The 12,816-nt window shown below is 30.4% G+C and carries 11 protein-coding genes; 5 read left to right on the forward strand and 6 right to left on the reverse strand.

Translation table 11 applies throughout. The annotated features are described in order from the left end of the window. Positions 1-2 precede the first annotated feature (2 nt). Genes fdhD through ACTTA8_RS04765 form a run of 4 tightly spaced genes read left to right on the forward strand, consistent with a single transcriptional unit; the run spans position 3 to position 6,733 of the window. The gene (gene fdhD, locus ACTTA8_RS04750) at positions 3-842 is read left to right on the forward strand and encodes a formate dehydrogenase accessory sulfurtransferase FdhD (RefSeq protein ID WP_440654617.1); all 840 of its coding nucleotides are present in this window, start codon (positions 3-5) and stop codon (positions 840-842) included. 16 nt (positions 843-858) lie between these two features. Beyond that, entirely contained in the window at positions 859-2,514 is a 1,656-nt protein-coding gene (locus ACTTA8_RS04755) for an NADH-ubiquinone oxidoreductase-F iron-sulfur binding region domain-containing protein (protein WP_440654619.1), read from the forward strand. Beyond that, positions 2,514-5,282, forward strand: coding sequence for a formate dehydrogenase subunit alpha (fdhF, locus tag ACTTA8_RS04760; RefSeq protein ID WP_440654621.1), 2,769 nt, complete (start codon positions 2,514-2,516; stop codon positions 5,280-5,282). Before ACTTA8_RS04755 ends, fdhF begins: the two co-directional genes overlap by 1 nt. A 5-nt stretch (positions 5,283-5,287) precedes the next feature. Beyond that, complete coding sequence (locus tag ACTTA8_RS04765; protein ID WP_440654622.1) at positions 5,288-6,733, forward strand: protein adenylyltransferase SelO; 1,446 nt, start codon at positions 5,288-5,290, stop codon at positions 6,731-6,733. Here ACTTA8_RS04765 and ACTTA8_RS04770 read toward each other — a convergent pair whose 3' ends face one another. After that, a complete protein-coding gene (locus tag ACTTA8_RS04770) occupies positions 6,734-7,837 on the reverse strand; it encodes an NAD(P)/FAD-dependent oxidoreductase (protein ID WP_440633895.1) in 1,104 nt (367 codons plus the stop codon). A 2-nt stretch (positions 7,838-7,839) separates the two neighbouring features. Beyond that, positions 7,840-8,307 (reverse strand): TspO/MBR family protein, encoded by a 468-nt coding sequence (locus tag ACTTA8_RS04775; protein WP_440654624.1) that lies wholly within the window; start codon positions 8,305-8,307, stop codon positions 7,840-7,842. 21 nt (positions 8,308-8,328) lie between these two features. On the opposite strand from ACTTA8_RS04775, the gene ACTTA8_RS04780 reads away from it, so the two are divergent. After that, entirely contained in the window at positions 8,329-9,087 is a 759-nt protein-coding gene (locus ACTTA8_RS04780) for an SDR family NAD(P)-dependent oxidoreductase (RefSeq protein ID WP_440654625.1), read from the forward strand. Here ACTTA8_RS04780 and ACTTA8_RS04785 read toward each other — a convergent pair whose 3' ends face one another. From ACTTA8_RS04785 to ACTTA8_RS04800, 4 genes are read right to left on the reverse strand one after another with little or no spacing between them, the layout of a single operon-like run. Next, entirely contained in the window at positions 9,088-9,627 is a 540-nt protein-coding gene (locus ACTTA8_RS04785) for a DUF3833 domain-containing protein (protein WP_440613940.1), read from the reverse strand. Positions 9,628-9,637: 10 nt separating this feature from the next. After that, positions 9,638-10,816, reverse strand: a complete 1,179-nt coding sequence (locus tag ACTTA8_RS04790; protein ID WP_440654627.1) for a class I SAM-dependent methyltransferase — start codon at positions 10,814-10,816, stop codon at positions 9,638-9,640. Beyond that, on the reverse strand, positions 10,816-11,580 hold the full coding sequence (locus tag ACTTA8_RS04795) for a DUF1365 domain-containing protein (protein ID WP_440654628.1): 765 nt from the start codon (positions 11,578-11,580) through the stop codon (positions 10,816-10,818). Before ACTTA8_RS04795 ends, ACTTA8_RS04790 begins: the two co-directional genes overlap by 1 nt. Beyond that, positions 11,573-12,811, reverse strand: coding sequence for an NAD(P)/FAD-dependent oxidoreductase (locus ACTTA8_RS04800; protein WP_440654629.1), 1,239 nt, complete (start codon positions 12,809-12,811; stop codon positions 11,573-11,575). The genes ACTTA8_RS04795 and ACTTA8_RS04800 overlap by 8 nt, the downstream gene beginning before the upstream one ends. Positions 12,812-12,816: the final 5 nt, after the last annotated feature.

Here is a 12,816-nt window from a genome sequence, read left to right on the forward strand (position 1 = left end):
TTATGAATTCAAAATATAAAGTTTTAAAGTATTCATCTAATAATTTTAAAGATGTTGAAGATTTAGTTTCTATTGAAGAGCCATTAGAGATTTCTTTAAAGTACAAAGAAAAAGATAATTGGGTTGAACAAACTTTATCTATTACGATGAGAACTCCTGGTAATGATGAAGATCTTGTAAGAGGATTTTTATTTAATGAACAAATTGTAAAAAGTTTAAATGATATCGATAGCATTGAAAGTTATGGAGACAAAGTTGGTCAATATAAAATTCAAAATAAAATACTTGCAACACTCAATAATTCAGAAAATGTTAATATATCAAAAATTAAAAGAGATTTTTTAACCAACTCATCTTGTGGTGTTTGTGGGAAATCTTCATTGGATGCGCTAGAGATAATTAAAACTACAAAGACAAATGCCTCAGAACCTAAAATTTCAAAAGATGTAATTATTAAATCACCTGATATTTTAAGAAAAGATCAGTCTGAATTCAGCAAGACTGGTGGTATCCATGCAAGTGGTCTATTTAACAGTGATGGAAAATTGATAGCTCTAAGAGAAGATGTTGGAAGACACAATGCTTTAGACAAACTTATCGGCTGTGCTTTGGAGAAAAACCAATTTGATCCAAAAGACCAATTTATTACGTGTTCTGGGAGACTTAATTTTGAGCTAGTTCAGAAGGTTTTAATGACAGATATTGGGATTATGATCGGGGTTGGTGCGCCAACAAGTCTTGCTATCGATTTAGCTAATAAGTTTGACATTACCCTCATAGGTTTCGTAAAGAGGGACAGTTTTAATATTTACACAAATAACAAAAAAGTTAAGGTGGAATAATAAAAAAAGGGAAATTGTGTCAAAAAATATAAGTAATTTATCTGGAAGAATAGGCTTAAAAGACAACCTATTTAAGCAAATTTCAGAGAACACATTAAGTGAAAGCCCTCAAGATATTAAAGAAATTGCAAAAAAACATAACCTTGGAGTTTCAACACTTCACGGTGCTGAATCTTTTTATGAATTTTTAAGACCTTCACATAGAGAAAAAAAAGCTTTCGTATGTAACGGAAGTGCATGCATGTGTGCTGGTACTCAAGACAAACTAAAAGATAAATTAAAAGAAAAATTAGGTGATGACAAAGTTGGAGAGATGTTTTGTCTGGGTCATTGTTATGAAAATCATGCATTTCACTATGATGGTGAAAATTATGCTGGAAAAGATATTGAAAAGATTGATCAAATTTTAAAAGGTGAAGAAATTAAACAAGAAAAATTTTTCTCTAAGAGCTATGCAACAACAAGTTTTTTAATGGATGATAAGTTATCATCAACAGATCAATTTAAAGAACAACTAAGTAAATTTTTAAAAACAGATAAAAAAGAAATAGTAAAATCATTATTAGACTCAAACCTTACAGGAAGAGGTGGCGCTGGTTTTCCAACTGGAATGAAGTGGGATTTCTGTAGTAAAGCAAAAGGTGATAAGAAATATGTTATCTGCAATGCAGATGAAGGTGACTCAGGAGCTTTTTCAGATAGATACCTGTTAGAAGATCAACCATTAAAAGTTATTTTTGGAATGGTGCTGTGTGGATTTGTAATTGGAAGTGATGAAGGAGTTTTATACATCAGAGGTGAGTATCCAAAATCGATTGAAGCGATCAATGGATGTATTAATGAACTTAAAAAATTAAATTTATTAGGTGAAAATATTTTAGGGACAGATTTTTCTTTTGATCTTGGAATTTGTATCGGTCAAGGTGCATATATTTGTGGAGAAGAAACAGCTTTAATAGCTTCTATTGAAGGAAGAAGAGCTGAAGTAGATGTAAGACCCCCTTTCCCAGTTACTGAAGGTTTATATAAAAAACCAACTGTAGTTAACAATGTTGAAACTTTAGCGGCTGCAACTGGAATTTTATTAAATGGATCAGACAAATTTTCTGCAGTTGGAAATAAAAAGTCAGCTGGAACAAAATTAGTTTGCTTAGATAGTTTCTTTAATAATCCAGGTGTTTATGAAATTGACATGGGAACACCAATGAAAAAAATATTTAATGAAATTGGTGGCGGATACAAAGAACCTGTTAAAGCTTTTCAAATAGGTGGCCCTTTAGGTGGTGTCGTTCCTTTAAGTGAAATAGAAAATTTAAATTTAGATTTTCAAGAGTTTACTGCAAAAGGTTTTATGTTAGGTCACGCAAGTGTAGTTAGTATCCCAAAAGATTTTCCAATGGCTGAATATATTCATCATTTGTTTGAATTTTCTGCAGAAGAATCTTGTGGAAAATGTTTTCCAGGAAGACTTGGATCTTACAGAGGAAAAGAAATGTTTGATCAAGCTAAGAAAAAAACAGCTAAAATTCCTTTAAAATTACTAGAAGAGTTGTTGGTTACTATGCAAAAAGGCTGCTTATGTGCTCTATGTGGAGCGATCCCAACTCCTATTCAAAACATCCTAAAATACTTTGGCGATGAAATGAAAAATGATATGGTGAAAGATAATTAATGAGCTCAGAGAAAAGAAAAATTGCTTATATTGATGGAAAACCTTACGAAATAGGTCCTAATCATACATCTATTTTAAAGTTTGTTAAAAGCTATGTTGGTGAAAAAAAGGTACCAACTTTATGTGATGACCCTAACTTAGCACCATATGGAGCTTGTAGAGTTTGTTCAGTTGAAGTTGCGTTAGAAAAAGACGGACCAACTAGAGTGGTTGCATCTTGTCATACACCAGTTACAGAAAACCAGCACATATTTACTTCAAACGAAGCATTAACAAATCTTAGAAAAAATATTGTTGAATTAGTTTTAACTGATCACCCAATGGAATGTGATACTTGTGAAGTAAACAATAACTGTGAACTTCAAACAGTTGCAAATGATTTAGGTGTTGCTGATCATAGATACAATAGTCCTAAGCAACATAAAGGAATTCCAAGAGATACTTCTCATGACTACATGAGAATGAATTTAGATAACTGTATTAACTGTGGAAGATGTGTCAGAGCATGTGATGAAATTCAAGGATCATTTGTTTTAACAATGAGTGGTAGAGGATTTGAATCTAGAATTACAACAGACAACGATATGATGTTTGGAGATAGTTCTTGTGTGTCATGTGGAGCTTGTGCCCATACATGTCCAACGGATGCAATTTCAGATGTATTCCAATCTAAATCTGCAGCTGTAGATAAAAAAGTTAGAACAACTTGTTCGTACTGTGGTGTTGGTTGTAACCTAGAAGCATCAATTAAAGATGATAAGGTAGTTGCAATAGATACTCCTAAACAAACTGAAGTAAACGCAGGTCATACTTGTATCAAAGGAAGATACGCATTTAGTTTTTATGAACACCCTGACAGATTAAAAACTCCATTAATCAAAAGAAATGGAAAGTTTGAGGAAGCTAGTTGGGATGAAGCGTATGACTTTATCAAAAAAGAAATGAATAGAATTACAAAAGAAAACGGACCAGATGCTTTTGCTGGAATTTCTTCTGCAAGATGTACAAACGAAGAAAACTATGTTTTCCAAAAAATGATTAGAGCAGCTGTTGGAACTAACAGTGTAGATTGTTGTGCAAGAATTTGTCATTCACCTACAGCTTGGGGTATGCAGCAAACATTTGGAACAGGTGCTGCAACTAACTCAACAGAAGATATTTATCATGCAGATTTATTTTTAGTTATTGGTGCAAACCCAACCAATGCTCACCCAGTAACAGGAGCAAAAATTAAACAGCAAGTGATGAAAGGTAAAAAATTAATTGTTCTTGATCCAGTAACAACTGAATTAGCTAAGCTTGCAGATTATCATATCAAACTTAGACCAGGAACTAATGTTGCGGTTCTAAATATGATGTTACACTTTATTATTAAATCTAAACTTTATAATGCTGACTTTGTAAGAGATAGAACAGAAGGTTTTGATAATTTCTTAAAAGAAATCGAAAGACAGGATGTTGATCAGTTAGCAAAAGTTGCTGGTGTTGATAAACAACTAGTTAAAGAAGCTGCAATTGCCTATGCAACAGCAAGAAATTCAATGGAGTTCCATGGATTAGGAGTTACTGAACACGAACAAGGTTCTAAAACTGTGATGTTGATTGCTGATTTAGCAATGATTACAGGAAATATTGGAAGAAAAGGTGTTGGTGTAAATCCACTTAGAGGCCAAAATAATGTACAAGGTGCTGCGGATATGGGTTGTCAGCCTCACCAAGGTGCAGGTTATTTTGAAGTAGCAGATGAAAACAATCAAAAATTTTATACTGAAAAATATGGTGTAACTCACCCTACTAAACCAGGTTTAAAAATTCCTCAAATGTTTGAGGCCGCAATCAGTAAAGAACTAAAAGGTTTATGGATTATTGGTGAAGATATAGTTCAAACAGATCCAAATAGTGCACATGTTATTGAAGCAATGAACTCATTAGAGCTATTAGTGGTTCAAGAAATATTTATGAGTGAAACTGCAAAACTTGCAACTGTAGTTTTACCTGGAACTACATTCTTAGAAAAAGATGGAACTTTTACAAATACTGAAAGAAGAATTCAAAGAGTTAATAGAGCAGTTCCTCCATTACCAGGCACAAAACCAGATGGACTAATTGTAACTGAGATGATGCAAAAATTAGGTTTTGATCAACCATCTTATGATGCAGATCAAGTATTAGCAGAGATTGCTGATGTGGTACCATTCTTTAAAGGTGTTACTAGAGAGAGACTTGGTAAATTAGGATTACAATGGCCTGTAAAAGAAGATGGAACAGATACACAAATTCTACACACAGAAACATTTAAACTTGGAAAAGGAAGATTGAAAAACTTTGATTGGAAAGAATCTAGTGAGATAGAAGCTAATCAAAAAGATTATCCGTTAATTTTAACTACAAGTAGAGTTCTACAACACTACAATGCAGCAACAATGACAAGAAGAACAAAAAACATAAACATTGTTGATGAAGATGTTTTATTAATTCATCCTAAAGATGCAGCTCATAGAGATTTAAATACAGGTGATATTGGAAGATTATATTCTGGACGAGGAGAAGTTGCTTTAAAAGTTGAAGTAACAGACAAAGTTAAAGAAGGAATTGTATTTACAACATTCCATTTCCCAGAACATATGGTCAATATGGTAACTGGTCATGGAAAAGATGAGGAAACAATGTGTGCTGAATACAAAGTTTCATCAGTTGAGGTTCAAAAAATTTCTAATCAATTTAAAACAGAAGTTAAGCCAAAAGAACATCAAGCTGAAGTTAGTTAATTAAAATGACCATCGGTTGGCATTTTGATAATTCATATTCAAAACTATCAAAAACATTTAAAGAAGACATCAAGCCCACTCCAGTTCATGAGCCTGAGCTTGTTATTTTAAATGAAAAACTTGCTAAAAATTTAAATTTAAACTTTTCAGAAATAGATAAAAAAAAATTAGCTGAAATATTTTCAGGAAATAGTTTACCTGATGGAACCAATTCAATTGCACAAGCATATGCTGGCCATCAATTTGGTCATTTCACGATGCTTGGAGATGGTAGAGCAGTTCTATTAGGAGAGCACATAGATAATAAAAATCAACGTTTCGACATACAATTTAAAGGTTCAGGGAGAACTTCTTTTTCTAGGGGTGGTGATGGAAGGGCTGCTTTAGGTCCAATGCTAAGAGAATACATAATTAGTGAGGCAATTAACGCTTTAAATATTCCAACAACTAGAAGTCTTGCGGTTGTTAAAACTGGAGAAAAAGTTGTTAGAGAAAATTTGTTAAATGGAGCAATTTTAACAAGAGTTGCATCCAGTCATATTCGAGTTGGTACTTTTCAATATATTGCAGCTACTCAAAATCTAGAGGATCTTAATACATTGGTTGATTACACAATTGATAGACACTATCCAGAAATTAAGTCCTCAAAAAATAAAGCTTTAGATTTATTAAGTCTTGTAATGGAAAAACAATGTCAATTAGTCATTAATTGGATGAGAGTTGGATTTATTCATGGAGTGATGAACACTGATAACATGGCAATTTCTGGTGAAACAATTGATTATGGTCCATGTGCATTCATGGATCAGTATGATCCAAAAACTGTTTTTAGCTCTATAGATAAATTTGGAAGATATGCTTTTTCAAATCAACCACCAATTACAAAATGGAATTTAGCAAGATTTGCAGAATGCTTGATACCACTTATTGATAAAGATGAAGATTCAGCAATTAAAATTGCAACAGAGTTAATTGATAATTTTCAAAATATTTATGAAGAAAAATGGTTAAATATGATGAGAGATAAACTTGGTTTATTTGGTGAAGATAAAAATGATCTAACTTTAATTAATAAACTTTTAGATTGGATGAAAAATAATAATGTAGATTACACAAATACCTTCTGTCATTTAATGGGTGTTGAGATTGATGATGAAGTGTACAAAAATGATGATTTTAAAAATTGGACTAATGAATGGGAGAAAAGATTAAAACTAAATAATTCATCTGACAAATACTTAGAACTGATGAAAAAAACTAATCCTATAGTTATACCAAGAAATCAAAAAGTAGAGGATGCTCTAGCTGATGCGGACAAAGGAAATCTAGAAACAATGAATAAACTTTTAAAAGTTTTAAGTAATCCTTATTCTGATCAAGAAAATATTATTGAATTTCAAAAACCTACACCAACAGGTAATGAAAAATATCAAACTTTTTGTGGAACTTAATTATAAAACGTAAGGTTCTCTTCTTGCAGTTTTGCCCAACACTCTTTCAACAGCAAAATCACTTATATCAATTGTTTGGTATGAACCAGTCGTGATCAATTCAGTTAACGCTCTTCCAATACCTGGAGCTTGCATTAATCCTCTTCCAGTAAAACCAGTAGCCATATAAACATTGTCGTACTTAGGATGTTTCCCAACAACAGCATTATTATCTAATCTGTTACAATCGTAGTAACCTGCCCAGCCTCCAGTTAATTTTAATTCTTCAAAAGCTGGTATTCTTTTTGCTAGTGCTGGCCAAACTAATTCTTCAAAATCATTCCATGCTGGCTCTAAATCGTCTGCACCAAATACTGATAATGGTGATCCTGCTAAATACTCTCCACCCTCAGGTCTCCAATAAACACCAGTAGTTAAATCACCAGTTAGAGGCATTTCTTTTATATATGTTGGACATTTTACTCTGAACACTGTGTGTTTTTGAGGTTCAACAGGAATGTCTTCTAATAATTCTTTAGTCCAACAACCAGCTGCAGAAACAATTGTTTTGGCATTTATCTCTGAAAGACTTTTAACCTCTCCTTTTATAAATTCTGCTCCAAGTTCGATTGCCTTACTTTTCAGTGCACTATGAAACATAAAAGGATCTATCCAACCTTCGCTTTGATTATCTGTGTAAGTAGCAGTCTCAACACCTTCATCATTTATATATGGAAATACTTTCGATAGCTCTGAGCCTTTAATATTTTTTGTACCTGCATCACATTCTTTATGATTTTCTAAAGCTTTATATTGTTCTTCAGCATGTTCGGGACCAAACATCAAAAGGTAGCCATTGGTTACCATACTTGCTGTTGGATTAGGATTTTTTTCAGTTTTCAATAATTCTGGTATTTGAAAAATAAATTCTCTTGCAAATTTACCAAGTAAGATATTTTCTTTTTGAAAAAATTGTCTTCTAAAACCTCCTAAAGACAAAGGAAATGAAGCTGTTTTGTAAGTTGGATCTCTTTCAATGACCTTAACTTTTCTCCCCTCTTTTGAGAGAAAATATGCTGTTGCTGCTCCAATTATGCCACCACCAACTACAACAACATCATCCATAATTAATTCAATATTATCAAACTTGTATTCAAAATTAGAGCAAAGCAACACCAAAGTAAATATGGAATCATTAAATACAAGCTCATCATTGTGACGCGTCTAAATCTTATGATTAGATTGATAATAAATGCAATTAATACAACTAATATTAATAAAGCTAAAAGCATGTTGTGAAATACAAAAAAAACTATACTCCAAGTTGCATTGAAAACTAAATGAATAAAATAAATATAAACTGTATTCATCTCTTTATTTTTGGAATGCCAATACATCCAAATAGAAATTGTCATCAATAAATATAAAATTGTCCATACCGGACCAAACACCCAGTCTGGTGGATTAAAAACAGGTTTATTTAATAGAGAATACCAAGGATCCTTGAAAGTAACTGTAGCTAATCCTCCAATTAATGATGCTGAAAATGTAATGATAAGAAATAATATAAATGTTACAATTTTATTTTTTAACATAATGTTTATACATAACAAAAAATGAGCAAAAAAACTATTTGGATAACTGGTGGTAGCACAGGAATTGGTAAAGCTTTGGCAATTAAATTTGCAAACAAAGAATGGAATGTTGCGGTATCTGCGAGAAGAGTTGAGCTCCTAGATGAACTTTCAAAAAATTATGAAAATATTTCATCATTTCCTTTGGATGTTACTGATAAAACAAAATGTATAGAAGTTTTCAACCAGATTAAAAATAAGTTTGAAAATATTGATATATGTTTTTTTTCAACTGGTACATGGAATCCAAAAAAAGAAAAAAAAATCGATGTTGAGCAAATGGAAGATGTTTTTAAAGTAAATTTTTTTGGAACAGTTAACTCCATTAAAGCAGTGGAACAATATTATAGAGAAAGAAAAAGTGGTATAATCACTATAGTTTCGTCTATTGCTGGTTATAGAGGATTGCCTAATTCAACTGGTTATGGACCATCAAAATCTGCACTAAATAATTTAGCAGAAAGTTTATATTTTGATTTTAAAAGGTACAATGTTCGTGTTTGTTTAGTTTCTCCTGGTTTTATTAAAACACCCATGACCGATAAAAACGATTTTAAAATGCCATTTCTAAAAACACCTGAATTTGCAGCTGATCAAATTTATGATGGCTTGATTAATAAGAATGTTTTTGAAATACATTTTCCAAAAGCGCTTACTTTAACTTTAAAATTCTTTAGTTTTCTTCCAAGTAAAATTTATTTTAAATTAGTAGGGAAGATGACTAAGCATCAAAAGAAATAATTAATCTTTAACAAATACAACAGTCAGTTCTGCTACTTTAAATCCAAACTTAGTCATTGTAGCTCTGTTGATTGCAACTCTTTCATCCTGTTTAAAGATCCAATCATCAAAAGTAATTTTTAATTCTTTTCCTTTAACTGGAACTAACAAAACGTATTCAAATTTAAAAGCAGGTCCGTAAGAATATCCTATTGCTTTTCCAACAACGTCCCCTGCTGTACCTTCATAATTATGTTCATCTATTTTAGTAATTGTCCACTCTCTGTCTTGAACTTCACCATCGTCCCAATTAAATTTTTCTTTTAAAATTAATTGTTTACCATCCCATGTTCCGTCTAAATCGGCTGAGAATTGTCTTGTAACTTTTCCTGATCGATTTTGTAAAACACCCCAAGCTTTAACGTTTCCTGTAAGGTATTCTTCAATAATTAATCTAGGTTCTTTATTTTTAAAATCTTCTGGTTTCATGGCACTATTATTTGAGCAACTTGTAATTAAGAAAGCCAGAATTATCAACGAAATTGATTTAATTATTTTCATATTATTGGTGTTATTTATTCTGCATTGAAAATTGAATCAAATCAATATTTTTAGATTTAAATCCAGCTTCACAATAAGATAGGTAAAATTCCCACATTCTTTTAAAGGTCAGATCAAATCCTTGATTTTTAATTTGATCCCATTTTCTCAAAAACTCTTCTCTCCAGATAGCTAACGTTTCTGCATAATGATCTGCATATGATATGTAAGAATTAATTGTTAAGCCGTTATCTGAAACGTATCTATTAATGCTATTTTTGTTAGGAAGAAATCCTCCTGGGAAAATGTATTTTTGAATAAAATCCTGTTTATTTTTGTATCTATCATACAAACTATCATCAATGGTTATTGCTTGAATTGCAGCCTTTCCTCCATTCGATAAATTATCTTTTATTGTTTTAAAATAACTCTCTAAATAATTTTGCCCAACTGCCTCAATCATTTCAATTGAAGCGATCGAATTATATTTTCCTTGAAGATCACGGTAGTCTTTAATTTCAATATTTACTTTTTCATTTAGACCACATTTATGAATTCTTTCTTTTGCGTATTCGAATTGTTTTTTAGAAATAGTAATACAGTCTAGTTTCACATCGTATTTCTTTCCTAAATATTCTGCAAAGCCACCCCAACCACAACCAATTTCTAAAACTTTATCTCCAGAACTAGGTTTGATTAGATCAATTAATTTTTGGTATTTATTATTTTGTGCAACGCTTAAATTTTTTGAGCTATCATCAAAGATTGCGCTTGAGTAAGTTAAAGTATCATCTAACCACAATGAAAAGAAATCATTTCCTAGATCATAATGTTTTGCAATATTTTCCTTACTTCGACTTTTTGTATTTTTAATTATTTTATTTTTTACAAAATTAATTATAGGTAGATCAAGCAAACCAGAGAATTTATATATCACTTGAATATTTCTAGCTGTTAACTCAATTAGATCTGAAAGATTATCAGTTTCAAATTCACCTCTCATATAACTTTCAGCAAAACCAATACTTCCACCTCTAATTAAATTATAATTAAAATTTGGATTTTTTATCTTAATATTTGCCTTCAAAGATTGATCAGGGTTACCAAATTTTAATATCTCACCTTCATGGGTAGTAATCTCAAGGTATCCATTTTTAATTTTACTTAAAAATTTAAAAACTAATTTATCTGCAGTTTTATTTAATAACATTAATTCTCTACCGTTATATTGTTTCTTATTTTTATTTTTTTTTTAATAATTTTAATTCCTTTCATCCATAATTTAAATGCTTCAAAATGGATTGCTGATATTATTTTAATGGTCATTAGAGGATGTTTTAAATAAGACTTTAATAATTGGCTGCTATTTAAATCAGTTTTCTTACCATCTTGAGATGCAAATAAAATTTTTCCTTCTTGATCGTATTGATCAATGATTACAGAAAGTTTTTCATCAGGATTAAGAATTCTAAAGAAATACTTGCAATTCATTTCTATAAAAGGTGAAACATGAAATTTTTTAGAACAATTATTCTGAATTAATTTATTTTCACTATCTACTCTAAAAACATAAGTATGTTGCTCACCAAATGTATTTTTCACCTCATATAATATAGATATTAATTTATCATTTTGATTGTAAACGAAAAAGATACTTAAAGGATTAAAAACATAACCAAAAATTCTTGGATAACAGAGAAGCTTAATTTTAATATCTGTGGTGTCTATTCTATTTTGTTCTAAATTTTTCTTTACCCACTCTTCAAGAGAAGATCCGTCGCGTTCACCATGATCCTTTTCATGAAAACTGATTAGATTGAATTTATTCAATGAAAAGAAGCTTATCTCTTGATCTATTTTTCTTAACTCAGATAAATCAATTAAAAGTGAGAAAACACTATACTTAAAATAGTGTTCTTTAGGTTTGAAACGTTTATGGATTACTTTTCCGTTATATATGCATGAATTAGTCATTTAGGTATTTTAGCATTTCAATCGATGATTTTATTCCATCTTCATGAAAACCGTAACCAAAATAACTCCCACAAAAAAGCAAATCTTTTTTATTTTGTAAACTAGATAGTTCTGATTGAACATCTAGTGCCTGTTGATCATAATAAGGATGAGTAAATTTAACTATTTTAAGTATTTTACTCTCATCAATTTCAAAATAAGGATTAAGAGTTAAAAAAATGTCCTCATTGCATTTAAGGTTTTGCAAAAGGTTTAACCAATAAGTAATAGAATTTTTTTCTAAATCTTTGTCATTGATTGATGAATTCCATGAGGACCATGCCTTTTTATTTTTTGGCATCGCTCTTTTATCTGTATGAATATATGCAATATTTTCCTTGTAACTAAAATTAGATAAAATTTTTGTCTCTTCATTAGTAGGATTATCAATCAACTTTAAAGCTTCATCAGCGTGAGCTGCTATAACAACTTTATCGTAATCAAAAAATTCACTTTCACCACCATAATATAAATCTAACCCTTTTGACTTTCTTATAATTTTTTTAATTTTATAATTTTTAAAATATTCACCACTTATCTTTGAAATTACTTTGTTTACATAAGTTCTACTTCTATTAGATACAGTATACCACTGAGGTCTATTTTTTAATTTAAAGAGCCCATGATTTTGAAAAAATTTTAAAAAGAATGTTATTGGCATCTTGCTAGCTTCATAAGGTGGAATAGACCAGATTGCAGATACCATTGGGATGATATGGTAATCAATAAACGTTTTTGATAGTTTATTGTTTTCCAAATATTCACCTAAAGTTAGTTTTTGATCTCTAACATTTATTTGATCACTTTTTTTATAAAATTTAATGATATCAAAAAACATTTTTAAAAAATTAGGATTAAATAAATTAGATCTATTAGAAAAAATTCCATTTAAACCTTTTCCACAATATTCAAAGTTTGAATTTTCTACTGATACAGAAAATGACATGTCACTTTTTTCTATCTGAACATCATTTTCTTTAAAAAAATTAATTAAATTTGGATAGGTTTGAAAATTAAATACAATAAAACCAATATCTACAGATACTTTCTTTTCATCAAAAACTAAATCTATTGTGTGAGAATGACCACCAAAATGATCTTCTTTCTCAAAAAGATCTACGTGATGTTTTTTTGATAAATAATATGCAGCACTTAAGCCTGATATCCCAGAACCAACTACAGCAATTTTCATTAATG

Origin of the sequence: Candidatus Pelagibacter sp. HIMB1506 (genome assembly GCF_052047935.1) — a bacterium.
Lineage (GTDB): Bacteria > Pseudomonadota > Alphaproteobacteria > Pelagibacterales > Pelagibacteraceae > Pelagibacter.